Below are 21904 nucleotides of genomic sequence, written 5' to 3'. Positions count from 1 at the left end.
GTTCGGGAGTAGCAGTAGATGACCACCATGGAAAGGGCGGGTGCCGCCGTCGACCCTCGGCAGAGCCACGACGACCCGTTGCTGGACGGCTTGCTGATCCTGTGCAGGCTGCATGAGTGCCCCGCCAGCCGGGGCAGCCTCACCGCCGGCCTGCCGCTGGCGAACCAGCGACTGACACCCGACCTGCTGGCCCGTGCCGCTGCACGGGTCGGCCTGCAAGGGCGCCTGTTGCGCCGGGAACTGGGGGCCATCTCACCGCTCAACCTGCCGGTGCTGCTGCTGTTGAAGGACGGCCGCAGCGCGGTGCTCAACCAGTGGGGCAAGGACGGCCGCGCGCTGATCCTGCCCTGCGAGTCCGACGGTGGCCAGCAGTGGATCGACCCCGAGCTGCTGGCCGCCGCGTACAGCGGCGAAGCCCTCTTCGCCCGCCCCCGCCATGAACTGGAAGAGACCCGCGCGCCCCTGGTGCCCCGGGTCAAATCCTGGTTCCGCGACACCTTGCGGCTGTCGCGCTGGCTCTACACCGATGCGGTACTGGCCAGCCTGCTGATCAACCTGCTGGGCATGCTGGTACCGCTGTTCGTCATGCAGACCTACGACCGCGTGGTGCCCAACCAGGCCACCTCCACCCTCTGGGTACTGACCATCGGCCTGCTCATCGGCACCGGCTTCGACCTGCTGCTGCGGGTGCTGCGCGCGCACCTGCTGGACACCGCCGGCAAGAAGACCGACGTGGTGCTCTCGGCCACGCTGTTCGAGCGCATCACCGGCATGTCGATGAAGGCGCGGCCCACCACCATCGGCGGCTTCGCCCAGAGCATCCACGACTTCCAGGGCCTGCGGGAATTCCTCACCGCGGTGACCCTCACCAGCCTCATCGACCTGCCCTTCTCCATCCTCATGCTGCTGGTGATCGGCCTGCTCGGCGGCTGGCTGGTGGTGATCCCGGTGCTCGCCTTCCCCCTCACCGCGATCTTCGCCTGGATCATCCAGACCCGCCTGCGCGACACCGTGCAGCGCAGCCTGGCCCTGGGCGCAGAACGCCAGGCACTGCTGATCGAAACCCTCTCGGGCCTGGAAACCCTCAAGGCCTGCAGCGCCGAGAGCGAGCGCCAGCACCGCTGGGAACGTACCCACGGCGCCCTCACCCGCCTGGACAGCCACGCGCGCTTCCTCTCCGCCGTGGTCACCAACGGCACCATGTTCCTGCAGCAGTTCGCCGGCCTGGCGATGATCATCGCCGGGGTCTACAGCATCATCGCCGGCAACCTCAGCGTCGGCGCCCTGGTGGCAAGCTACATGCTCAACAGCCGCGTGCTGGCGCCGCTGGGGCAGATCGCCGGGCTGATCACCCGCTACCAGCAGGCGCAGCTGACCATGAAGAGCACCGACTCGCTCATGGGCCTGCCCCAGGAACGGGAGAACAAGCAGCAACCGCTGGAGCGCACCCACATCAAGGGCGCCATCGACGTGCGCGGGGTGAGCTTCAGCTACCCCGACCAGGCCGCGCCCGCGCTGGCCAACGTCAGCCTGCGGCTGAACGCCGGCGAGCGGGTCGGCATCATCGGCCGCAGCGGCTCGGGCAAGAGCACCCTGGCGCGCCTGGTGATGAACTTCTACAGCCCCGAGCAGGGCCAGCTGCTGCTGGACGGCATCGACCTGCGCCAACTGGACGTCGCCGACCTGCGCCACCAGATCGGCTTCGTCACCCACGACATGCCGCTGATCTCCGGCAGCCTGCGCGACAACCTGACCCTCGGCGCGCGCTACGTGAACGACGCGCGGATGCTGGAAGTGGCCGAGCTGACCGGCGTCACCGAACTGGCCCGCCAGCACCCGCAAGGCTTCGACCGCCCGGTGGGCGAGCGCGGCCAGCTGCTCTCCGGCGGCCAGCGCCAGGCGGTGCTGCTGGCCCGCGCGCTGTTGCTGGACCCGCCCATCCTGCTGCTGGACGAACCCACCAGCGCCATGGACAACACCAGCGAAGACATCCTGCGCAACCGCCTGCATGGCTGGGCCCAGGGCAAGACCGTGCTGCTCATCACCCACCGCGCCTCCATGCTCAGCCTGGTGGAACGCCTGGTGGTGCTCGATGGCGGCCACATAGTCGCCGACGGTCCGAAGGACGCGGTGATCGAAGCCTTGCGCAAGGGCCGCGTCGGCCCGGCGGCCGTCTAGGAGCGGATCATGGAAAACACCCGTTCGGTCCGCGACTACTTCGGCGGCATGGGCAGCAAGCCCGACACCGAGTTCATGCCCGAGGTGGACGGCGCGGCACTGGAGGACTCCCCCACCGGCACCCGCATTACCGTCTGGGTGGCCTGCACGCTGCTGATCGTCGCCCTGGTCTGGGCCAAATTCGCCGTGCTGGAGGAGGTCACCACCGGTGAAGGCAAGGCCATCCCCTCCAGCAAGATCCAGGTGATCCAGAACCTGGAAGGCGGCATCGTCTCGGAAATCTTCGTGCGCGAAGGCCAGGTGGTCAGCAAGGGCGACGTGCTGCTGCGCCTCGACGACACCCGCTTCCTCTCCAACAAGGGCGAGACCGAAGCCGACCGTCTGGCACTCATGGCCCGTGTGCAGCGGCTCTCCGCCGAAGCCGAGGACCGCCCCTTCACGGTGCCGGCGGACATCGCCAAGGCCTCGCCGCAACTGGCCGAGGACGAGCTGGCGCTGTACCGCAAGCGCCTGCAGCGCCTGGACAGCGAGCAGCACATCCTCCAGGAACAGCTGCGCCAGAAGCAGCAGGAACTGGCCGAATTCCGCTCCAAGTCGCAGCAGTACGCCTCCAGCCTGGGGCTGCTGCAGCAGGAACTGAACATGTCCCAGCCGCTGGTGGGCACCGGCGCCATCTCCGAGGTGGAAATCCTGCGCCTGCGCCGCAGCGCGGTGGAAATGCGCGGCGAGCTCAACGGCACCAACCTGGCCATCCCCCGGGCCGAGGCGGCGGTGAAGGAAATCGAGCGGAAGATGGAAGAAAGCAAGCTGTCGTTCCAGTCCGATGCCTTCAAGGAGCTCAACGAAGCCCGCACCGAGCTGCAGAAGATCACCTCCACCGGCAAGGCCATCGACGACCGCGTCACCCGCACCACCGTGGTCTCCCCGGTCAACGGCGTGATCAAGCAGCTGAAGGTCAACACCATCGGCGGCGTGGTGCAGCCCGGCAACGACATGGTGGAAGTGGTGCCCCTGGAGGACAACCTGCTGATCGAGGCGCGCATCCGCCCGCAGGACGTGGCCTTCCTCCACCCGGGGCAGAAGGCGATGGTCAAGTTCAGCGCCTATGACTACACCATCTACGGCGGCCTCAAGGCCAAGCTGGAACTGATCGGTGCCGACACCATCACCGACGACAAGGGCAACAGCTTCTACCTGATCCAGGTGCGCACCGACAAAAGCCACTTGGGCAAGGACGACCACCCGCTGCTGATCATCCCCGGGATGATCGCCACGGTGGACATCATCACCGGCGAGAAGAGCGTGCTCGACTACCTGCTCAAGCCGGTGCTCAAGGCCCGCTCGGAAGCCATGCGCGAGCGTTGATCCGCCTCACTCGCCGCGCCGCAGGGCGCGGCTCACCTCCAGCTGCCGGGAATAGGCCGGCGCTTCCACCGCGTTGAAATCGCGGCTGTAGCGCTGGGCGAAACCGGCGCTGCCCCAGTCCCGGTACTGCTGCACGTGGAACAGCTCGTGGGCCCACAGCGCCACGTCGTGCAAGGCCGCGTCCTCGGTGCGGAAGACGATGATGTCCACCAGGGTCACCGCCTTGATATCGGGGTTCTGCAGCATGGTGCGCGCGGCGTTCATCTCGTCGCTGTCGCCCACCTTGTAGCGCACCGCATCCAGCAGCTCGGCCGGGTACCAGGGCAGCAGGCGCTGGCGTATCTCCGCCGGGATCGGCAAGGTGCCCTGCCGCGCCGCCGACTCCCGCGAACGCAGCAGCCAGCCCTCCAGCGCCGACGCCGCCACCGCGCCGGCCCGCTCCTGGTAAGGCGCCAGCACGCCATTGGGGTCGGGCACGCAGATGCAACCGCCGAGGCACACCTCGGTCTCCCCCTCCGCACAGGCGAACGCCAGGGGCGGGGCAGCGGTTACGAACAGGGCCAGCAACAGGGAAACGGGCAAGGCGCGGGGCATGGAGGGTTCTCGAAAGGCCAAGCGGCGATGGTGGTGGATAGGCGCCATTGAGACAACGGCAAACGGTGTTATTCGTCACCGTAGGCGCAACCCTACACCGCCCAGACGGTAGACCTGATTCGCCTATAACTCCGCGCGATGGGTTTCGCTTCGCTCTACCCATCCTACGAGGCGCCACATAGGGCGTGCCGCCCGCACGGAAAGGTGATGCGCACCCCGGCCTACCCGTTGAGGAATGGAGGCTGGGCAGCGACAAACGCCCCTTCCCAGGAGGCCGAGCGAATCGTCGTGGAAGGGGTTGAGCGACATGGATGTCGCGAGAGCCGCGATGGGCCAGGGATGGCCCTTCGCGGCGTGCCCCTGGAAGGACGATGGAGCGAGGGAAGTCTGGCTTCAGCCAGACCCATATGGAGGGGCAAGCTCTTTTGGTTACTTTTGGAGCGACTGCGACTGCGAAAAGTGACTCGCCCGGGGGGGCGAAACCAGAAGCACCAGCAAAGCTCGGAAATCAGCTGAGCTCAAAATACTCCACCAATACGCCAATTCATCTGCCGGGTTTCACCCGACCTCCATCCCTGCGCCATACCACCCACGCCACCGGCCGTTGACGGCTCATTCGATTCCGGTAGGCTCTGCGCTTTCTTCAAGAGGAGTCCTGCCATGCCCCGCGCAACCGCCCGCCACATCCTGGTTTCCAGCGAAGCCAAGTGCAACGAACTGAAAGCCGCCATCGAAGGGGGCGCCGACTTCGCCCAGGTCGCCAAGGACAACTCCACCTGCCCGTCCAGCCGTGACGGCGGCAACCTCGGTTCCTTCGGCCCCGGCCAGATGGTTCGCGAGTTCGACACGGTGGTCTTCAGCGCCCCGGTCAACGTCGTACAAGGCCCGGTGAAGACCCAGTTCGGCTACCACCTGGTGGAAGTCACCAGCCGCCAGGATTGATTCCCGGCCAGGGCGTCGTCATCGCGGCGCCCTTCCCTTCCCCGTTACACCTCCGCTCCCCCCAACTTCACGGCCACACGGCAGGATTGCCCCCGACCAGGTCGCGAACCTGCGGCAATTTCCCCTAATAGCCTCCTGGCCGGAACCACTGCTAGGCTTGCCCCTCGATGAAAGGAGGCAGGATGAGCGACCCGAACGAGACGACGCCCAGCGTCTTCCCCTACCTGGAGCTGCTGCACCAGCACGCCGGCTCGGACATGTTCTTCAGCGTCGGCGCACCGCCGCACATCAAGATCGAGGGCCACGCGCGTCCCGTGGGCGAGCGTGTACTGCAGGCGGGCGAAGTGCGCCAGCTGGCCGCGCAGCTAATCAGCCCACGCCAGCAGGAAGAGTTCGACCGCGAGCTGGAACTCAACCTGGCCATCAGCCTGCCGGGCAGCGGCCGCTTCCGCCTCAACCTCTACCTGCAGCGCGGCGAGGTCTCGATGGTGGTGCGCCTGATCAAGACCACCATCCCCAGCCTGGAAAGCCTCGGCCTGCCGCCGCTGCTGGAGAAACTCGCCCTGCAGGATCGCGGCCTGATCCTGGTGGTGGGCGCCGCCGGCTCCGGCAAGTCCACCACGTTGGCGGCGATGCTCGACCACCGCAACGCCCAGCGCAGCGGCCATATCGTCTGCATCGAAGATCCCATCGAATTCCTCCACAGCCACCGCCGCTCGATCATCGACCAGCGCGAGGTCGGCCTGGACACCCACAGTTTCTCCGCCGCCCTGCGCAACGTGCTGCGCGAGGCGCCGGACGTGATCATGCTCGGCGAGGTGCGCGACGCCGAAACCATGCAGCACGCCCTGCACTACGCCGAGACCGGCCACCTGTGCGTGGCCACCCTGCACGGCACCAGCGCACGCCACGCGGTGGAACGCATCACCCGCTTCTTCCCCGACGAGGCGCGGCGCCAGGTGCTCGGCGACCTCTCGCAGAACCTCCTGGCCATGGTCGGCCAGCGCCTGGTACCGGGCATCGACCACAAGCGCGTGGCGGCGGTGGAGCTGATGCTGGGCACGCCCCACGTGCGTGACCTGATCCTGCGTGACGAGCTGCATGAGCTGAAGAGCGCCATCGAGAACGCCCTGGAAAGCGGCTCCTGCAGCTTCGACCAGAGCCTGTTCAAGCTGGTGGAGGCCGGGCGCATCAGCCTCTCCGAAGCGCTGAAGTTCGCCGACTCGCGCACCGACCTGTCGCTGAAGATCAAGCTCGAACGCGGCTTCGCCCCCCAGGACAGCGAGCGCAAGGTGCTGCGCGACCATTGATGGCCGCGCTTTACTACACTCAGCTCATCCGTTGACCCGCCCGGTCTCCGCCCCAAGCCCCCACATGGAGACTTTGAAATCGCCATCCGTCGACGCCTTCCAGCCGTGGCCGCCCTGCTGCTCCTGTTCCAATCCGGCTTCGGCGGCGCTGAGCCATCCCTGCCGTCGCTCCGGGTCAGCTTCATCGACGACTCCACGCTGTTCCAGAAGAACGACGGCAGTCGCGAAGAAATCCGGCACCTGTTCGCCAGTGCAGGCCTGGAGGTGGAACTGGTAACCCTGCCGGCCAAGCGCATCCTCTGGCAGATACAGAACGAGCACCGCGCCCATTGCTCGGTTGGCTGGATACGCACTGCGGAACGTGCGCGCTTCGCCCACTTCAGCCTGCCCATCCGCCCGCCCCTGAGCCTGGTCGTGGTCACCAGCCGCACCGCCCTGCCCCGGCTCGGCGGCTTCAAGAGCCTGCGCCAACTGATGGCGGACCCGCAGCTGCGCCTGGGCGTGTCCGAAGGCTTTTCCTATGGCGAGGAACTGGACCGACGGATCGCCGGCATGGGCAAGGCCGTGGTGCCCAGCAACCAGCCGCCCATCGACCAACTGCGCCTGCTGGCCTCCAACCGCTTCGACTACACCCTCACCGACCCCTACGACTTCCGCTGGGCCGCAGGCCAGCCCGGCTACGCCCTGCAGGAACTCGTCCGACTGGAATTCCCCGACATGCCCCCGGGTCGCCCGCGCCACCTGATGTGCAGCCATGCGGTGAGCGCCGACACACTGGAGCGGATCGACCAGGCCATCCAGCGCATCGGCAAAGGCAGAGACCACTGAGCCCCCTTGCCAAGCGCCGCGCTTCCTGCGAAAACGCGGCACCCCAACGGCGAGCGAGCAGCCATGAGCGACGAACTGAAGATCGAGGACATCCATCCGGGCGACGGCAAGGCCGTGGTCAAGGGTGCACTGATCACCACCCACTACAACGGCTGGCTGGAGGACGGCACCCTGTTCGACTCCTCCATCGAAAAAGGCCGCCCCTTCCAATGCGTCATCGGCACCGGCCGGGTGATCAAGGGCTGGGACCAGGGCCTGATGGGCATGCAGGTGGGCGGTAAACGCAAGCTGCAGGTCCCCGCGCACCTGGCCTACGGCGAACGCCAGGTGGGCAGGATCCCGCCGAACTCGAACCTGCTGTTCGAGATCGAGCTGCTGGAAGTGCTGACCCGGGACGATTGACCCCACCCTCACGAGACCACGCCATGCCCCCCGCCCCCTCCCTCGCCGAGGCCGAAGCCCTTTTCGCCCCCTACCTGCAACGCTGGCGGCTGACGCCGGACGGCGAGGCGCTGCTCACCCCCAGCGGCGCGCTGCTACCGGTGCGCCAGGATGGCCAGGCCGCGATGCTCAAGGTCAGCCAGAACGAGGACGAACGCCTCGGCGCCCAGGTGATGCAGGCCTGGAAGGGTGCAGGCTCGGCGAGGGTGCTGGAGATCGACGGCGATGGCCTGCTGCTGGAGCGCGGCGGCGACCCGTTGATCGCCATGGCCCAGGACGGTGACGACGACCTGGCCACCGCCCTGCTCTGCCGCGCCCTGGCCCGCCTCCACGCCTACGACGGCCCCCGGCCCAAAGGGCTGAAGGACCTGCACAGCTGGTTCGCCGACCTGGCACCTGCCGCACGCCGCCACGGCGGCTTCCTCGTCGAAGCCGATGCCCTGGCCCGCCAGCTGCTGGGCGCGCCTCGCGAACAGCGGCTGCTGCACGGCGACCTGCACCACGGCAACCTCCTCGACTTCGGCCCGCGCGGCTGGCTGGCCATCGACCCCAAGGGCCTGGTGGGCGACCGCGCGCTGGACTATGCGGTGATCTTCGCCAACCCCGACCTCTGCGACCCCAGCCGCCCGGTGGGCACCGACCCGGCCCGCTTCCAGCGGCGCCTGGCCATCGTCTGCCGCGAATCCGGCCTGGAACGCCAGCGCCTGCTGCAATGGCTGGTGGCCTGGTGCGGCCTCTCCGCCGCCTGGTTCCTCGACGACGATGACCCGAATGCCGATATCGACCTGGCGGTGGGGGCCATGGCGCTGGAGGCGCTGGCGACGCAGTCGCGTTTCTGTGCCGGAGATGGGCAGCCCTACGGGCTGCTTGGCGACTGAAGTCGCCCCTACAGGGACGGTGCATCCGGCGTGTTCGGTGCATCGAGGGCTGTAGGAGCGAATTCATTCGCGAAAAGTGCACCGCGGCCCAGGCGTCGGTCCAGCGCCATCACCCGCTCCGCCTGGTGGATGAGAAGAGCGTCATCCACCCTACACCCCGGCATGCACCGTGCGCTGTAGCACGGTGCTTCAGGCGAGCCCCTGCGTCGGAGATGAGCAGCCCTGCGGCTGCTTGGCGACTGAAGTCGCCCCTACAGGGACGGTGCATCCGGTGTGTTCGGTGCATCGAGGGCTGTAGGAGCGAATTCATTCGCGAAAGGCGCAGCGCGGCCCGGGCTTCGGTCCAGCGCCATCACCCGCTCCGCCTGGTGGATGAAAAGAGCGTCATCCACGCACCGGCACGCTTCGCCAACCTACGGTTTCGGCCGCTCGTACGAACCCAGGTCGCAGCGGGCTACGCCGTCGCCATCGCCGTCACGGGGGCGCTTGGAGCCGCGCTGGTCGTGGGCGGTGCAGCTGCCGATGCCGGCGTCCACCGCCGGGCTGCGCGGGCGCAGGGCGTGGGTCTGGGTCAGGCCGTTGTTGTCCGCCAGGGGGTAGAGCACCTTGGTGAAGACGTCGGTCTGTTCCACGTACAGGTCGCCGGTGCAGTTGCCGGGCCCGGTTCCCAGCAACAGGCCGATGGCCCTGTATTGCGCCTGGGCGCCCTGGTTGTCGCAGTTCATCGGCGTCTCCAGGCCCTCGTCGAGGTTGCCGGCGATGATGCTGTTGCGCAGGGTCACCGAGCCCGTGTTGATCAACCCGTAGCCACCGCTGTTGTTGGCGATGGTGACGTTGACCAGCAGCGCCTCCGGGCTTGCGCTGATCCAGGGCTGGCCGTTGTTCAGGGTGGCCTGGGCCCGGTAGTACTGGGTGTTGCCGCTGAGGGTCGAGTTGGCGAGGGTCAGCTTGCCGTCGTTGCCGATGGCCGAGCCGAAACTGGACCCGTTGCCGCTGAAGGTGGTCCGCGCCACGTCGGCCGTGCCACGGTTGTAGAGGCCGCCGCCGTAGCCGGCGTCATCGTCGTCGCTGGCGGAGTTGCCCTGCACGCTGCTGTCGCGCAACAGCAACTCGCCGGTGTTGTAGATGCCGCCACCCAGGCCGAAGTGGCCCTCTCCGGCCCCGGCGCGGTTGTTGGCGATGACCGAGCGGTGCACGGCCAGGCGCCCGTCGTTGGCGATGCCGCCGCCATTGCCGGGGCTGAAGGCACCGGTAGAGCTGTTGCGGCTCACCTCCACCTGGCGCAACACCACCTCGCCATGGTTCTCCAGGGCGCCGCCGTAGGTGGAGCTGTGGCCGCCGGTGAGGCGCAGGCGCTCCAGCACCACGCGGGCGCCGTCGAACACTTCCAGCAGGCGGTCGTTGGCCTGGGGGGTGCCGTTGATCACGGTGGCGGCCGGGCCCTGGCCGATGATTTCCAGGGCGTCGTGGATGTCGAGGTCGCCATTGAGGTTGTCGTCTTCGTCGACGACGTCGCCCTCCTCGTCGCGGCCGGCCGGCAGGCTCAGGCGGTAGGTCTGCGCCTGCAGGACGATACGGTCCGGGCCCGGTGCGGCGTTGGCGGCGGAGATGGCGTCGCGCAGCGAGCAGTGGGCATCGCAGACGCCGTCGTAGCTGTCTTCGGTCTGGTTGACGATGAAGTCGGCGGCGTGGGCGGCCTGGCTGCCCAGTACCAGGGCGACGAGGGTGGCAGTGGCGAGGGGGGAGATGAGCGGCTTGTGCATGAGCTGTCCTGCGTGTCGAGGACAGGGCGTCCACGGGACGCACGGCGGCCCTGCCCTGTCGATTCCTTGGGGCGCGGACACGACGCGGCTTCCGCTCCAGCCGCGCAACGCCTCGTTACGCGGCTAGTGATGGACCGGGCGTTTTCGACCTTGGTTCCGGTGGATTTCGCCCACTGGTCGCTCCGGGTCCTTGAGGAAGGGATCGGGCTCCGGGTCGCGGGCGCTGCCACCGTCGGGCAGGGTTTCGGGTGGGCGGCGGGCCGGGCGACGGCCGGCCTCGATGGGCGTGGGGTTCATGGCGCTCTCCTCGGGCTCACGGAGGGTGGAGTCCGCCGCTGCGCCCGGGGTCCAACCGCGCCGCTAGGCGGGCTCCTGGTGCTCGCGGCAGATCAGCGCCTCGTCGCCGGCGGCCAGGGGCTCCTCGGTCAGCCCGCAGAAGGGCAGGCCGTCCACCGTGCGGTGGAAGCGGCAGGTGCGGCACAGGCCGAACGAGGGCACGTCGACGCTGCGCTGCACGTTGCGCAGCAGGTCGCCCAGCAGCGCTTCCAGGTCCCCGGCGGCGGGGCCCATGCGCGCCGTGGCGGCGGCGAGGAAGTCCGGCGGCAGCACCGCCCCCAGCAGCTCGCGGGCCGGTGCGGTCAGCTCCAGGTGCACGCTGCGGCGGTCCTGCTGGTCCGGCCGCTTGACCAGCAGCCCCTTGGCTTCGAGGGCCTTGAGCGACTGGGACACGGTGCCCTTGGTCAGCCCCAGGTAGTCGGTCACCGCCAGGGGCGTGTCGGAATAGCGGTTGCAACGGGCCAGGTAGAGCAAGGCGCTGAACTGGATGGGCTGCAGCTCGGCCAGCAGCGGGTGCTGGCGGAACCAGACGCGGGTGAGGCTGGAGAGGCGTTCCAGCAGGTCGAACAGCACGGCATTTCCCTCCATTGATTTCGTCGATAGATAGTATCGAATAAAAACTATATCGACAAAACCTCATTGGTCGTAGCCTTGCTCTCTAACGGTATCGATCCGATACCAACTACCGGAGAAACGCCATGACCCAAGCTCGCTACTACCACGCTGGTTGCCCCGTCTGCGTCGAAGCCGAACGCACCCTCATCGGCCTGCTCGACCCGAAGGTAAAGGTCGAGATCGTCCACCTCGGCGATGTGCCGGCCCGCGTCGCCGAGGCGGAGGGCGCCGGCGTGAAATCGGTTCCCGCCCTGGTGGTGGACGGCCAGGTGCTGCACCTGAACTTCGGCGCCGCCATCGCCGACCTCAAGTAATCCGCCGGCGGGTCGCGGCCGCCATCGCGACCCGCTTCACCCAGGAGCAAGCCACCATGCAAATCAAGGTATTCGACACCCACGTGCGCACCCGCGACGGGCGCTACCTGCACTTCGACGTGCTCATCGACTCGGCCGAGCAACACCGCGCCGAACGCTTCGCCCGCGACTGGCTCGGCAGCCTCGGCCTGGCCGACGCCGATATCGCCCAGAGCCAGTGCCTGTACTGCCACAGCGAGTCGGCCCCGGAGCCGGTGGCCGCGGCCATGGCGCGGGACGGCTACTTCATCATCCCGCTGCAAGGCTTCGAGGCGGCATCGTGAACACCTACCGACCGCTGCACTGCGATCTCCACGACTACCTGGAGATCGCCTGCCTGCACGGCTACCGGCTGCGGGTGGAGCTGAGCGATGGCGAGCCCTTCGAAGCCCGCGCCCTGACCACTCGCACCGCCGCCAGCAAGGAGGAATTCCTCCGTTTCGACGACCAGCGCGAGGTGCGTCTCGACCGGCTGCTGGCGATCACCCCGCTGGACCCCGGCGCCCGTTTCGGCCGGGTGCTGCTGGCTGGTGCGGCCTGTTCGATTCCCTGATGCAAGGCCGCATCTCCCAGTAGGTCGGGTGCAACCCGACAGCCTCCTCAACGCCCCAGGTTGGCCGCCGCCCAGTCGCGCTGGCGGGCCAGCACCGAGGCGACGGGTTCGCCCACCAGTTCCTCGTAGACCGAGGGGGCGGTGGCGCCTTCGGTGTTGATCAGCAGCACCCGGGCGTTGGCGTCCAGGCCCAGTTCGGCAGCGCGCTCGGGTTCGGCCAGCAGGCGCAGCAGCCCGGCGAGACCAGCAGCGCCGGACTCGCCGGCGATCACCGGGATGTCCCGTGCGCTGCCGGTGGCGAGCACGCCCATGGCGGTGACCGCGTCGGCGTCCTCGACCTTGAGGAAGGCGTCGATGCTGCCCTCCAGGAAGCGCCAGGCCAGCGGCGAGGTGGCGCCGCAGGCGAGCCCGGCCATCACCGAATCCACCGAGCCCGTGGCCCGTGCCGGCGCTCCCGCGAGGGCGCTCTGGTAGAGGCAGTCGGCCTGGCTCGGTTCTACCACCAGCAGGGTCGGCCGGGTGGCGCCGCAGCGCTCCCAGTAGTAGCTGGCGATGCCCGCCGCCAGGCCGCCGACGCCGCCCTGCAGGATGATGTGGGTGTAGGCGTCGACGCCGGCGGTTTCGATCACTTCCTCGGCGATGATGCCGTAGCCCTGCATCACATCGCGGGGGATCTCCTCGTAGCCCTCCCAGGAGGTGTCGGCCACCACCTGCCAGCCATAGGCCAGCGCCAGGGAGGCGGCCTCTTCCACCGAATCGTCGTAGTTGCCGGTGATGCGCCGCACCTGTGCGCCGTAGGCGGCGATGGCGCGCTCGCGCTCCTCGCTGACGTTGGCGTGGAGCACGATCACGCAGTCGCAGCCGATGCTGCGGGCGGCGGCGGCCAGGGCGCGACCATGGTTGCCGTCGGTGGCGCTGACCACGGTGAAGCCGGCCAGACGCGAACGGTGCTCGCCGGCCAGAAGGCTGGCGGCGTCGAAGTCCTGGGCGGGGAAACGCCGCAGGATCAGGCGCACCAGGGCGATGGGTGCGCCCAGGGCCTTGAAGCTGGCGAGCGGCGAGCGCAGGGATTCGTCCTTGATGCACAACCGCGCGATGCCCAGGCGTGCGGCCAGGTCGGGCAGGCTCCACAGCGGCGTGGCGCGGGGGCTCAGTTCGGACCAGTTGGCGAGCCAGGCGCGGTCCTGGCTGGCCTGGTTGATGTTCATCAGCGCGCGCAGGTCGGTGGGGTAGCCGCCATGCACCGCGCGGCGGTTGAGCAGGAGTTCCAGTGGCGCGACCTGCTGCGGGTCCGGCAGCTCGGGGCCGGGGCTCCGGGCCGGGTGACGCTGGGCCTGGCGGGCAGCGCCGAGGCGGTCGATCACCACGTCCAGCAGCACCTGCGCGCCGGCCAGCAATTGCCCGTCCTCGGTGAACTCGCGGGGGTTATGGCTGACACCGCCACGGCTGGGCACGAAGATCATCGCCGCCGGGGCGATGCGCGCGATCATCTGCGCGTCGTGCCCGGCGCCGGAGGTCATGCGCCGGTAGCTGAGCCCCTGGCGCTGCACGGCGGCCTCGATCGCCGAGACCAGCTGCGGGTCGAACACCACCGGTTGGGTGCGGGCCAGGAGCTGGCTGTCGATCTGCACGCCACGGTGCTCGGCGAGGGTGGTGAGGTAGCCCTGCAGGCGCCGCTCCACGCTCTGCAGGCGCTGCTCGTCGGGGTCGCGCAGGTCGACGCTGAAGCTGGCCAGCCGTGGGATGACGTTGATCAGGTTGGGCTCGAAGCGCATGCAGCCGACCGTGGCCAGGGTGGTGCCGGCCTCGTCGGCGATCAGCCGCAGCTGCTGGACGACGGTGGCGGCCACCAGCCCGGCGTCGTAGCGCAGGCGGGTCGGTGTGGTGCCGGCGTGGTTGGCGTGGCCGCGCACCGTGACCTGCTGCCAGGAAATGCCCTGGAGGTTTTCCACCACGCCGATCTCGAGGTCTTCCGCCTCCAGCACCGGGCCCTGCTCGATGTGCAGCTCCAGGTACTCGTGCACGGGGATGGCGCCGGGCTCCATGTCGCCGGCATAGCCGATGCGGCGCAGTTCGTCGCCCAGGCGGCTGCCGTCGCTGCCGGTGATGTCCAGCGCCTGCTCCACGGGCAGGCCGCCGGCGTAGACCAGGGAGCCGAGCATGTCCGGCTGGTAGCGCACGCCTTCCTCGTTGGTGAAGGCGGCCACGGTGATCGGCCGCACCGGCTCGATTCCCGCTTCGCGGAAGGCCCGCGCCACCGCCAGCCCGGCAAGCACGCCGTAGCAGCCGTCGAGGGCACCGGCGTTGGCGACGCTGTCGATGTGCGAGCCGATCATCAATGTCGGCGTCCCCGCCGCACCGCCCGGCAGGGTGCCGAAGATATTGCCGATGCGATCGATGCGCACCTCCAGCTCCAGCTCGCGCATCCAGCCCACCACCCGGTCACGGCCGGCCTTTTCCGTGTCGCTGAGGGCGATGCGGGTACGGCCGCCGCTGTCGTCCGCGCCCACCTCCCCCAGTTCGGCCAGTTGTGCCAGGAGCCGCTCGCCATCGAGGCGGGGCAAGGGGGCTTCGCGGTGTGCTGCCATGTGTGGGTGCTCCGGGTTGGGTGGGAAATACCGAGGTGGTGAAATAATATTTCCCACTCGCCGCCGTTCTTTTGCGTTATCAGCCGCTCAAGTGGAATTTCATTTCACCTGCCGGCGCTTCCTGACTAGGGAATTGCAACATGACCCTCGATGACTATGACCACCGCCTGCTCGCGGAAATCCAGCGCGATGCGACGCTGCCGCAAAGCGAGCTGGGCGAGCGGGTGAACCTCTCCGCCGCGGCGGTGAACCGACGCCTGAAGCGCTACCGCGACGAGGGCATCGTGCGCCGCCAGGTGGCGCTGGTGGAGCCGGAGCAACTGGGCCACCCGCTGACCCTGGTGGTGCAGGTGGAGGTCGAGAGCGAGCGCATCGACCTGCTCGATGCGATGAAGCGCAGCTTCGCCCGCTGCCCCCAGGTGCAGCAGTGCTACTACACCGCCGGCGAGTGGGATTTCGTGCTGATCCTGGCGGTGCGCACCATGGAGCAGTACACCGAGCTGACCCGCAGCCTGTTCTTCGAGAGCAACAACGTACGGCGCTTCAAGACCCTGGTCTCCATGAGCAACGTCAAGGTGGGGCTGGAGATACCCACTGGGTTCGACGCGCCTCAGGGCGCCGCGCGCTCGTAGGCGCCCAGGTCGCAGCCGGCGACGCCGTCGCCATTGCCGTCCTGGGGCCGCGGGAGCTTGCGCTGGTCGCTGGCGGTGCAGGTGCCGACCCCGGCGTCGATGGCCGGGCTGCCCGGGCGCAGCGGGTGCAGGGCCGGCGCCCCGGGTGCGGCGCTCAGCGCCTCGAGCACCTCGGTGAAGGTGCGCGCGTCGTCCAGCGGCAGGTCGGCACTGCAGCCGTGGCCGTCGCTGCCCAGCATCAGCCCGCGCACGTTGAAGTAGCTGCCCTGGTTGAGGCAGTTGCGTACGAACACCTCGCTGTCGTCGTTGATGTAGCGGTTACCGGCCACCAGGCTGTTGCGCACCGCCATCGAGGCGAAGTTCATCAACCCGTAGTTGCCGTTGTTGGCGACAGTGACGTTGCCCAGCAGCGCCTGGGCGCCCTCCCCGCCCTGGCCCTGAGGCCGGCCGTTGACCAGCACGCCGCGGCCGAAATAGGTCTGGTTGGCGCTGAGGGTGCTGTTGACCAGGCGCAGCACCCCGGTATTGAGGATGGCCGCGCCAAGCCCGCCTTCGCCCTGGCTGTTGCGCACCAGGGCGCTGCGGGCGATGTCGGCGTAGCCCTGGTTGTAGAGGCCACCGCCAAAGCCGTTGTCGACGCCGTTGGAGCTGCTGTTGTGCTCCAGGGTTGAGTTGCGCATGCGCAGCTGGCCGGCGTTGTAGAGGCCGCCGCCCCGGACTTCATCGGTGGTTTCGGAGAAGGCCTGGTTGTCGATGAGCCGCGAGGAGCGGATGTCCAGCCAGCCGTAGTTGGCGATGGCGCCGCCCCAGCCATGGTCGGGGCCGGAGTCGATGGCGTAGACGTGGTTGTCGCGCAACTCGACGTGCTCCAGGGTCGTTTCGCCCTGGTTGAGCAGCGCGCCGCCCCGGCTGGCGCTGCGGCCGTTGCGCAGGCTCAGTTGCTCCAGGTGCAGGCGCGCGCCCTCGGTGACGCTGAACAGGCGGCCGTTGCTGCCGCCGTCGATCATGGTGCTGCCGGTGCCGGCGCCGATAAGGGTCAGCTCGCCGCTGACCACCAGCCCCTCGTCGGCAGTGCCCCGGGCCGCATCAATGGCGTCGAGCACGTAGCGCCCTTCCGCCAGCTGGATGCGGTGGCTGCCGGGTTGCGCGGCGGCGTAGGCGATGGCCTCGCGCAGGGAGCAATCGGCGTTGCAGACGCCGTCGTCGCTGTCGCCGGTCTTGCTGACGCGAATGTCTTCGGCCAGGGCCGCCGGGGAAGCGAGGCCAAGGAGCAGGGAGAGGAACGCGGTGCGGGTGGACGGATCGGTCGCCATGGAGGAGTCCTTCTTCAGGGGCTGGAATCGTGCGGAGCCGCCCTTCCCTGGGCCGACCTGGAATGGACCGCGCGACGCTGCGGTTATCCCCCCTGCTGGTGCGACGCGCCGACGACAGGTCGTCACGTGCACGCCACCCGGCTCCTAGACGGTCTTGAACCCACCGTGCGACTTGTTCAGAATCGCCGCCTTTCGAAAACCGAGCAGTACCTACAATGAAAAAAAACCTGAGCCTGATCGCCCTCTGCATCGCTGCCTCTGCCCCCGCCTTCGCCAATGAGCAGGCGCAATCCAAGGGCTTCGTCGAAGACAGCAGCCTGAACGTGCTGCTGCGCAACGCCTACATGAACCGTGACTACAAGCACACCAAGTCCGACCGCATGGAGTGGGGCCAAGGCTTCATCGGTAACTTCAGCTCCGGCTTCACCCAAGGCACCGTAGGCTTCGGCGTCGACGCCTTCGGCCTGTACGCCCTGCGCCTGGACGGTGGCAAAGGCCGCGTCGGCGCTGCCGGCATCGACTTCTTCAAGCCCGGTGACAGCGGCCACGCCCAGGACGACATCGCCCGTGCCGGCGCCGCCATCAAGGCCCGCATCTCCAACACCGTGATCAAGGTCGGCGACCAGATGCCCGCCCTGCCGGTACTGAGCTACGACGACTCCCGCCTGCTGCCGGAAAGCTACACCGGCACCCTGATCACCTCGAAGGAGATCGAAGGCCTGGAACTGAACGTCGGCCGCTTCAACGCCGAAGCCCAGAAGAGCGCCGAGGCCCGCGACAGCGGCGGCCTGAAGCGCATCGACGTGTACGGCGGCAGCTACAAGTTCAACGACCAGTTCAGCACCTCGCTCTACGCCTCCGACGTGAAGGACGTGCTGAAGAAGCAGTACCTGAACCTGAACTACATCATCCCGGTGGCCGACGACCAGTCCGTGACCCTGGACTTCAACGGCTACAAGACCCGCCTGGACAAGGAGTTCGCCGCCAGCGACGCGCGCGACAACCGCATCTGGAGCCTGGCAGCCACCTACGCCCTGGGCGGCCACTCCTTCACCCTGGCGCACCAGCGCAGCAGCGGTGACATCGGCTACCTGTACGGCGGCTACCAGAGCGGCGACTACATCGGCGACGGCGGCACCACCATCTGGCTGGCCAACTCCTACTGGTCCGACTTCAACGGCAAGGACGAGAACTCCTGGCAGGTTGCCTACGGCCTGGACTTCGCCGAATACGGCGTACCCGGCCTGAGCTACCGCGTGGCCTACGTGCGCGGCGACAACATCGACGCCGGCCAGGGCGGCCGCGGCCAAGAGCGCGAAATCTTCAACCAGGTGCAGTACGTGGTCCAGGAAGGCCCGGCCAAGGACCTGAAGATGAAGCTGCGCGGCTCCATGCTGCGTGCCTCCAACAACATCAGCACCTACGTCGACGACGGCAACGAAGTCCGCGTATTCGTCGAGTACCCGGTCAACATCTTCTGATCGAGCCCTCGTGAACAAGAAGCCCCGGCGTGAAAGCGCCGGGGCTTTTTTGTGGAGGTGGGAGCGCCAGGCAAGTGTGCTACCTGCACCACCCTCTTCCAGTGGGAGCGAATTCATTGGCGATCAGCTCTTCGCGGTTGAAACCGCTCCCACCGGGCCGGCGGAGCTTCGCTTTCGTAGGTCGGGTGCAACCCGGCATGGGTGCAGGGGGATGCTCCGGCAATAGGCTGATGCTCCGATAAGCGGTGGGCTGAAGCCCACCCTACGCACCACCCTACGCGCCACCCTACGCCCCCCCTACGCTCCACCCGATGCATGTCCCTTGAAAGCATCGCGGATGAATCCGCTCACACAAAAGCGCGGAGGTCGGCGCAGCGGGGCTTGCGGCTCCCCGCTTCAACCTCGACCGACGCACAAAAAAGCGGCCGATCGGCGGCGCAACCGACTAATGGCCTGGCGCCATCAGCGAAAGATGGGCAACATGCGCGCCCGGCGGCCTGGCCGCCCTGGATGAAGTCGTACCCATAAAGGAATGGATGTGAAGATGTTCAAGCGCACGGCCGCCATCGTCGCGGTGGCCCTGGTCGCGGGGGGTTGCTCCACCCGTACCTATTTCAAGCTCCCGGAAGACACCAAGGTTTCCGTCTACGAGCGTCCCCAGCAGTTCAGCCAGGGCATGGTCACCACCCGCCCGTTCTTCTGGAGCTCCGCCGGCGGCATCCCCTACAAGCTGACCGACAGCCACGGCACGCTGGTTCAGCAGGGCAAGCTGCGCGCGCGCTTCCGCGTGGCGTCGATCTTCTGGCCGCCCTTCGCCATCATTTACTGGCCCATGGGCTTCGGTCAGCGTTGCTACGACCTGACCTCCACCCAGCCGCAGCAGTGCACCAAGGGTGACCTGCTGCAGCTGCGCCGCGACCAGCGCCTGGCGGACTGACGCCCCGCGCTACGCAAAAGGGAGCCCCAGGGCTCCCTTTTTATTGCACGCCGATCATTCGATGGACGCGCGATAGAGCGCCGCCTCCTCGTCCAGCCAGGTGCCGAAATCCTCGTGCTTCTGGCCCACGCCTTCGCCCGGTTGCCACACCAGCCAATAAGGAAAGGCGTAGGGCACGCTGATGCCGGTGAGCTGCACCAGTTCGCCACGGGCCAGCGCGCCCTGCACCAGGCTGCGCCGTTCGAGGGCGATGCCCTGGCACAGGCGCAGGGCTTCCAGCACCAGGTTGGAATCGTTTATCCACAGGCCCAGGTCGGCTGGCGGCTCCTCCACCCCGGCGGCCTGGCACCAGCGCAGCCAGGGTTCGGCGGTGCGGATCAGCGGCAAGTGCAGGGCTTGCTGGGGCGTCTGTGGCAGGTCGCCGCCGTTGAAGCGCGGCGAGGCCACCAGCAGCAGTTCGTCATCGAAGAGCCGGCGTCGCTCCAGCCCCTCCCAGTTGCCCTGGCCCATGCGGATAGCCAGGTCGATGCCCGACTGGCGCAGGTCCTGCAACCCGAGGCTGGCCTGCAGGTGGATGCGGTAGAGCGGGTGGCGCGCCTGGAAACGCGGCAGGCGCGGCAGCAGCCACTGGGCGCCGAATGATGGCATCACCGCGATGGTCAGCGCCTCGCGCTCGGGGCGATCACGCACCAGGCGGGTGGCTTCGCCGATGTCCTCCAGCGCCCGGCGGATCTGCAGGGCATAGAGGCGGCCGTCCTCGTTGAGGCGCAGCCCGCGCCCTTCGCGAACGAAGAGCACCAGGCCCAGCAACTGCTCCAGCTGCTTGATCTGCTGGCTGATGGCCGAGTGGGTGACGTGCAGTTCGGCGGCGGCCCGGGTGATGCTGCCCAGGCGCGCCACCGCCTCGAAGCTGCGCAACGAGGCCAGGGGAGGCAGGTTTTTCATGTAAGCGAAACTAACAGGAAACAGCAGAAACTATCGATATTCGCGGCGCCTGCGAGCGGCTATTTTTCAGCTCCTGGCCCGTCCCAACGGCCACTGGACTCCCCGCCACCCGCCAAGGAACCTGTTAATGAAACTGATCGGCATGCTGGATTCACCCTATGTCCGCCGGGTCGCCATCAGCCTGCACCTGTTGGACATCCCCTTCGAGCACGAGGCGGTTTCGGTGTTTCGCCACCTCGATGCCTTCAAGGCGATCAACCCGGTGGTGAAGGCGCCCACCCTGGTGCTCGACGACGGCACCGTGCTGATGGACTCGGGCCTGATCCTCGACTACCTGGAAACCCTCGCCGGCCGCAGCCTGCTGCCCGCCGCAGCGGCGCCGCGCGCCCAGGCCCTGCGCGTGGTAGGCCTGGCCCTGGCGCTGTGCGAGAAGGCGGTGCAGATCGTCTACGAGAAGGAACTGCGCCCCCAGGAGAAGCAGCACGCGCCCTGGCTGGAGCGGGTGCGCTACCAGCTGCACGCGGCCTGCCGCGAACTGGAGGCAGAGCTGGCCCGGCGCCCCCTGGCGGAAGGCCGCGAGATGGGCCAGGACGGCATCAGCCTGGCGGTGGCCTGGGGCTTCGCGCGCCTGGTAATCGCCGAGGAACTGGAGCCCGCGGGCTACCCATTGCTGGCGAACTTCGCCGAACGCGCCGAGCGCCTGCCGGCCTTCGTCGCTACTCCCATGACTTAACAAAGCTTCACAGTTCCCCGACAAAGCAGGCAATATTCCCCCGCCGTGGCGGCCTAGGATTGGCAGCTCCGGCGGCCTGCCGTTCGTGCAGGCGACCACCATTCCGACAGGGACAGTCGCCATGACCCTCACCCGCGCTTTCGACCTGCTGCTGGCCATCGCCGGCCTGGCAGCGCTTACCGGCACCTTGGCCGCCGCCGATTGGCAGGCCCTGGCCCGCCTCGACAAGGGCCACGCCCAGGACCTGTATCTGCCCACCACCACGACGCAAAGCCCCGCCCCCGTGCTGCCGTTGAGCCTGGAGTTGCCCCAACCCGGCCCGCTGGCACGGACACTGCTTGGCAGTCCCGCGCGCTATGTCTTCTGAGCCCCGGCCCGGAGGCCCCATGGCGCGAAAACCGGAACATGGCCTGGCGGACCTCGGTCAACTGCTGGGAGAGATCAGGAACTGGCCGCGCATCAGCGAGCCGCGCCCCGGCAGCTTCTACCTGGGGCAGCAGCCGTTCTGCCATTTCCGCATTCGTAACGGCCGGCACTGGGCGGACATCCGCTCGCGGCGTGCCTGGCTACCCCGCTTCGACCTGCCCCGGGACGACGCACAAAGCCGCCTGGCGCTGCGCATCGTGCTGCACCAGGTGTATCGCATCGGCGGGCAAGCCGCCGGCTCAAGGAGAGAAGGATGAAGATGTTACGCAGCGCCCTGTTGGCCTTCGGCCTGCTGGCCTGCACCCTGGCCCAGGCCTCGGAAGCGCAGAAGATCGAGCAGGCCAAGGCCGCCGCGCGCGCCTGGCTGGTGATCGCCGACCGGGAGGATTACCTGAGCAGCTGGCAGCAGGCGGCGAGCCTGTTCCGTCACTCGGTGACGCGTTACGACTGGATCAACCTGGCGGTGGACCTGCGCTCGCCGCTGGGCCCGGTGCGCGCCCGCATCCTGCAGTCGGCCAAGTACGCGACCCAGTTGCCGGGCCTGCCGGACGGCGAGTACGTGATCCTGGAATACCGCAGCAATTTCGAGCACCACAGTGATGCGGTGGAGACGGTGACGCCGATGCGTGACACCGACGGCACCTGGCGGGTGGCCGGCTACTACGTCGACTGAAGGTCGCGCAGGCCGGCCAG

At 68.1% G+C, this 21904-nt stretch carries 24 protein-coding genes and 1 pseudogene; 17 read left to right on the top strand and 8 right to left on the bottom strand.

Features of this window, described 5'->3' with window-relative positions; translation table 11 throughout:
* The first annotated feature begins 18 nt into the window (after nt 1-18).
* Both ACXI0U_RS05035 and ACXI0U_RS05030 read left to right on the top strand, forming a co-directional pair.
* Complete coding sequence (locus ACXI0U_RS05035; RefSeq protein WP_479549850.1) at nt 19-2178, top strand: type I secretion system permease/ATPase; 2160 nt, start codon at nt 19-21, stop codon at nt 2176-2178.
* Between the two features lie 9 nt (nt 2179-2187).
* A complete protein-coding gene (locus ACXI0U_RS05030) occupies nt 2188-3543 on the top strand; it encodes an HlyD family type I secretion periplasmic adaptor subunit (protein WP_316926872.1) in 1356 nt (451 codons plus the stop codon).
* 6 nt (nt 3544-3549) lie between these two features.
* On the opposite strand, the gene ACXI0U_RS05025 is transcribed toward ACXI0U_RS05030, so the two are convergent.
* Entirely contained in the window at nt 3550-4137 is a 588-nt protein-coding gene (locus tag ACXI0U_RS05025; protein WP_479549849.1) for an eCIS core domain-containing protein, read from the bottom strand.
* Between the two features lie 660 nt (nt 4138-4797).
* On the opposite strand from ACXI0U_RS05025, the gene ACXI0U_RS05020 reads away from it, so the two are divergent.
* From ACXI0U_RS05020 to ACXI0U_RS05000, 5 genes are all read left to right on the top strand, one after another.
* Nucleotides 4798-5079, top strand: a complete 282-nt coding sequence (locus ACXI0U_RS05020) for a peptidylprolyl isomerase (protein ID WP_111264017.1) — start codon at nt 4798-4800, stop codon at nt 5077-5079.
* A 182-nt stretch (nt 5080-5261) separates the two neighbouring features.
* Nucleotides 5262-6389: a PilT/PilU family type 4a pilus ATPase gene (locus ACXI0U_RS05015; RefSeq protein ID WP_479549848.1), complete on the top strand. Its 1128-nt coding sequence runs from the start codon at nt 5262-5264 to the stop codon at nt 6387-6389.
* A gap of 105 nt (nt 6390-6494) precedes the next feature.
* A complete protein-coding gene (locus ACXI0U_RS05010; RefSeq protein ID WP_479549847.1) occupies nt 6495-7217 on the top strand; it encodes a hypothetical protein in 723 nt (240 codons plus the stop codon).
* Nucleotides 7218-7280: 63 nt separating this feature from the next.
* The gene (locus ACXI0U_RS05005; RefSeq protein ID WP_111264020.1) at nt 7281-7619 is read left to right on the top strand and encodes an FKBP-type peptidyl-prolyl cis-trans isomerase; all 339 of its coding nucleotides are present in this window, start codon (nt 7281-7283) and stop codon (nt 7617-7619) included.
* Nucleotides 7620-7642: 23 nt separating this feature from the next.
* Entirely contained in the window at nt 7643-8536 is an 894-nt protein-coding gene (locus tag ACXI0U_RS05000) for an aminoglycoside phosphotransferase family protein (protein WP_479549846.1), read from the top strand.
* Between the two features lie 413 nt (nt 8537-8949).
* Here the strand turns inward: ACXI0U_RS05000 and ACXI0U_RS04995 are convergent, their stop codons facing one another.
* The 3 genes from ACXI0U_RS04995 to ACXI0U_RS04985 form a co-directional block, all read right to left on the bottom strand.
* Nucleotides 8950-10299: a choice-of-anchor Q domain-containing protein gene (locus ACXI0U_RS04995; protein WP_479549845.1), complete on the bottom strand. Its 1350-nt coding sequence runs from the start codon at nt 10297-10299 to the stop codon at nt 8950-8952.
* A 123-nt stretch (nt 10300-10422) separates the two neighbouring features.
* The gene (locus tag ACXI0U_RS04990; protein ID WP_479549844.1) at nt 10423-10596 is read right to left on the bottom strand and encodes a hypothetical protein; all 174 of its coding nucleotides are present in this window, start codon (nt 10594-10596) and stop codon (nt 10423-10425) included.
* Nucleotides 10597-10659: 63 nt separating this feature from the next.
* Nucleotides 10660-11223, bottom strand: coding sequence for a MarR family winged helix-turn-helix transcriptional regulator (locus ACXI0U_RS04985; RefSeq protein ID WP_043245904.1), 564 nt, complete (start codon nt 11221-11223; stop codon nt 10660-10662).
* Nucleotides 11224-11333: 110 nt separating this feature from the next.
* Here ACXI0U_RS04985 and ACXI0U_RS04980 point away from each other — a divergent pair, with 110 nt between their 5' ends.
* The 3 genes from ACXI0U_RS04980 to ACXI0U_RS04970 are packed head-to-tail and all read left to right on the top strand — an operon-like array spanning nt 11334 to nt 12156.
* Nucleotides 11334-11564: a thioredoxin family protein gene (locus ACXI0U_RS04980; protein WP_479549843.1), complete on the top strand. Its 231-nt coding sequence runs from the start codon at nt 11334-11336 to the stop codon at nt 11562-11564.
* A 56-nt stretch (nt 11565-11620) separates the two neighbouring features.
* On the top strand, nt 11621-11887 hold the full coding sequence (locus ACXI0U_RS04975; RefSeq protein WP_431483810.1) for a DUF2024 family protein: 267 nt from the start codon (nt 11621-11623) through the stop codon (nt 11885-11887).
* Nucleotides 11884-12156 carry a Rho-binding antiterminator gene (locus ACXI0U_RS04970; protein ID WP_271660378.1) on the top strand — a complete coding sequence of 91 codons (273 nt, stop codon included), beginning with the start codon at nt 11884-11886 and terminating at the stop codon, nt 12154-12156. Before ACXI0U_RS04975 ends, ACXI0U_RS04970 begins: the two co-directional genes overlap by 4 nt.
* A 47-nt stretch (nt 12157-12203) precedes the next feature.
* Here ACXI0U_RS04970 and ACXI0U_RS04965 read toward each other — a convergent pair whose 3' ends face one another.
* Both ACXI0U_RS04965 and ACXI0U_RS04960 read right to left on the bottom strand, forming a co-directional pair.
* Nucleotides 12204-13427 carry a diaminopropionate ammonia-lyase gene (locus tag ACXI0U_RS04965; RefSeq protein ID WP_479550031.1) on the bottom strand — a complete coding sequence of 408 codons (1224 nt, stop codon included), beginning with the start codon at nt 13425-13427 and terminating at the stop codon, nt 12204-12206.
* Nucleotides 13428-13493: 66 nt separating this feature from the next.
* Nucleotides 13494-14744: pseudogene (locus ACXI0U_RS04960) on the bottom strand (allantoate amidohydrolase); the annotation flags it as partial.
* Between the two features lie 140 nt (nt 14745-14884).
* Between ACXI0U_RS04960 and ACXI0U_RS04955 the strand changes: the two are divergent.
* A complete protein-coding gene (locus ACXI0U_RS04955; protein WP_021216894.1) occupies nt 14885-15376 on the top strand; it encodes an Lrp/AsnC family transcriptional regulator in 492 nt (163 codons plus the stop codon).
* On the opposite strand, the gene ACXI0U_RS04950 is transcribed toward ACXI0U_RS04955, so the two are convergent.
* Nucleotides 15355-16689 (bottom strand): choice-of-anchor Q domain-containing protein, encoded by a 1335-nt coding sequence (locus ACXI0U_RS04950; RefSeq protein ID WP_431483809.1) that lies wholly within the window; start codon nt 16687-16689, stop codon nt 15355-15357. The two genes, ACXI0U_RS04955 and ACXI0U_RS04950, sit on opposite strands and share 22 nt — an antisense overlap.
* A gap of 215 nt (nt 16690-16904) precedes the next feature.
* Here ACXI0U_RS04950 and ACXI0U_RS04945 point away from each other — a divergent pair, with 215 nt between their 5' ends.
* Together ACXI0U_RS04945 and ACXI0U_RS04940 are read left to right on the top strand one after the other, a co-directional pair.
* Nucleotides 16905-18170, top strand: a complete 1266-nt coding sequence (locus tag ACXI0U_RS04945) for an OprD family porin (RefSeq protein WP_265167901.1) — start codon at nt 16905-16907, stop codon at nt 18168-18170.
* A gap of 544 nt (nt 18171-18714) precedes the next feature.
* Nucleotides 18715-19107: a hypothetical protein gene (locus ACXI0U_RS04940; protein ID WP_043244418.1), complete on the top strand. Its 393-nt coding sequence runs from the start codon at nt 18715-18717 to the stop codon at nt 19105-19107.
* Nucleotides 19108-19161: 54 nt separating this feature from the next.
* Here the strand turns inward: ACXI0U_RS04940 and ACXI0U_RS04935 are convergent, their stop codons facing one another.
* On the bottom strand, nt 19162-20052 hold the full coding sequence (locus tag ACXI0U_RS04935; protein ID WP_431483808.1) for a LysR substrate-binding domain-containing protein: 891 nt from the start codon (nt 20050-20052) through the stop codon (nt 19162-19164).
* 127 nt (nt 20053-20179) lie between these two features.
* Here ACXI0U_RS04935 and ACXI0U_RS04930 point away from each other — a divergent pair, with 127 nt between their 5' ends.
* From ACXI0U_RS04930 to ACXI0U_RS04915, 4 genes are all read left to right on the top strand, one after another.
* A complete protein-coding gene (locus ACXI0U_RS04930; protein ID WP_431483807.1) occupies nt 20180-20785 on the top strand; it encodes a glutathione S-transferase in 606 nt (201 codons plus the stop codon).
* 121 nt (nt 20786-20906) lie between these two features.
* Nucleotides 20907-21152: a hypothetical protein gene (locus ACXI0U_RS04925; protein ID WP_184490746.1), complete on the top strand. Its 246-nt coding sequence runs from the start codon at nt 20907-20909 to the stop codon at nt 21150-21152.
* Nucleotides 21153-21171: 19 nt separating this feature from the next.
* Nucleotides 21172-21468: a hypothetical protein gene (locus ACXI0U_RS04920; RefSeq protein ID WP_431483806.1), complete on the top strand. Its 297-nt coding sequence runs from the start codon at nt 21172-21174 to the stop codon at nt 21466-21468.
* Nucleotides 21465-21884 carry a DUF4019 domain-containing protein gene (locus ACXI0U_RS04915; RefSeq protein ID WP_052351362.1) on the top strand — a complete coding sequence of 140 codons (420 nt, stop codon included), beginning with the start codon at nt 21465-21467 and terminating at the stop codon, nt 21882-21884. Before ACXI0U_RS04920 ends, ACXI0U_RS04915 begins: the two co-directional genes overlap by 4 nt.
* Nucleotides 21885-21904: the final 20 nt, after the last annotated feature.

Source organism: Pseudomonas sp. C9D1, from assembly GCF_056491235.1.
This window is presented reverse-complemented; position numbering and strand designations above follow the sequence as displayed.

Bases quoted from the DNA above. Each gene is read 5' to 3' on its own strand.
- ACXI0U_RS05035 (WP_479549850.1), top strand. From the start codon at position 19: ATGACCACCATGGAAAGGGCGGGTGCCGCCGTCGACCCTCGGCAGAGC.
- ACXI0U_RS05030 (WP_316926872.1), top strand. From the start codon at position 2,188: ATGGAAAACACCCGTTCGGTCCGCGACTACTTCGGCGGCATGGGCAGC.
- ACXI0U_RS05025 (WP_479549849.1), bottom strand. From the start codon at position 4,137: ATGCCCCGCGCCTTGCCCGTTTCCCTGTTGCTGGCCCTGTTCGTAACC.
- ACXI0U_RS05020 (WP_111264017.1), top strand. From the start codon at position 4,798: ATGCCCCGCGCAACCGCCCGCCACATCCTGGTTTCCAGCGAAGCCAAG.
- ACXI0U_RS05015 (WP_479549848.1), top strand. From the start codon at position 5,262: ATGAGCGACCCGAACGAGACGACGCCCAGCGTCTTCCCCTACCTGGAG.
- ACXI0U_RS05005 (WP_111264020.1), top strand. From the start codon at position 7,281: ATGAGCGACGAACTGAAGATCGAGGACATCCATCCGGGCGACGGCAAG.
- ACXI0U_RS05000 (WP_479549846.1), top strand. From the start codon at position 7,643: ATGCCCCCCGCCCCCTCCCTCGCCGAGGCCGAAGCCCTTTTCGCCCCC.
- ACXI0U_RS04995 (WP_479549845.1), bottom strand. From the start codon at position 10,299: ATGCACAAGCCGCTCATCTCCCCCCTCGCCACTGCCACCCTCGTCGCC.
- ACXI0U_RS04990 (WP_479549844.1), bottom strand. From the start codon at position 10,596: ATGAACCCCACGCCCATCGAGGCCGGCCGTCGCCCGGCCCGCCGCCCA.
- ACXI0U_RS04985 (WP_043245904.1), bottom strand. From the start codon at position 11,223: ATGGAGGGAAATGCCGTGCTGTTCGACCTGCTGGAACGCCTCTCCAGC.
- ACXI0U_RS04980 (WP_479549843.1), top strand. From the start codon at position 11,334: ATGACCCAAGCTCGCTACTACCACGCTGGTTGCCCCGTCTGCGTCGAA.
- ACXI0U_RS04975 (WP_431483810.1), top strand. From the start codon at position 11,621: ATGCAAATCAAGGTATTCGACACCCACGTGCGCACCCGCGACGGGCGC.
- ACXI0U_RS04955 (WP_021216894.1), top strand. From the start codon at position 14,885: ATGACCCTCGATGACTATGACCACCGCCTGCTCGCGGAAATCCAGCGC.
- ACXI0U_RS04950 (WP_431483809.1), bottom strand. From the start codon at position 16,689: ATGGCGACCGATCCGTCCACCCGCACCGCGTTCCTCTCCCTGCTCCTT.
- ACXI0U_RS04945 (WP_265167901.1), top strand. From the start codon at position 16,905: ATGAAAAAAAACCTGAGCCTGATCGCCCTCTGCATCGCTGCCTCTGCC.
- ACXI0U_RS04940 (WP_043244418.1), top strand. From the start codon at position 18,715: ATGTTCAAGCGCACGGCCGCCATCGTCGCGGTGGCCCTGGTCGCGGGG.
- ACXI0U_RS04935 (WP_431483808.1), bottom strand. From the start codon at position 20,052: ATGAAAAACCTGCCTCCCCTGGCCTCGTTGCGCAGCTTCGAGGCGGTG.
- ACXI0U_RS04930 (WP_431483807.1), top strand. From the start codon at position 20,180: ATGAAACTGATCGGCATGCTGGATTCACCCTATGTCCGCCGGGTCGCC.
- ACXI0U_RS04925 (WP_184490746.1), top strand. From the start codon at position 20,907: ATGACCCTCACCCGCGCTTTCGACCTGCTGCTGGCCATCGCCGGCCTG.
- ACXI0U_RS04920 (WP_431483806.1), top strand. From the start codon at position 21,172: ATGGCGCGAAAACCGGAACATGGCCTGGCGGACCTCGGTCAACTGCTG.
- ACXI0U_RS04915 (WP_052351362.1), top strand. From the start codon at position 21,465: ATGAAGATGTTACGCAGCGCCCTGTTGGCCTTCGGCCTGCTGGCCTGC.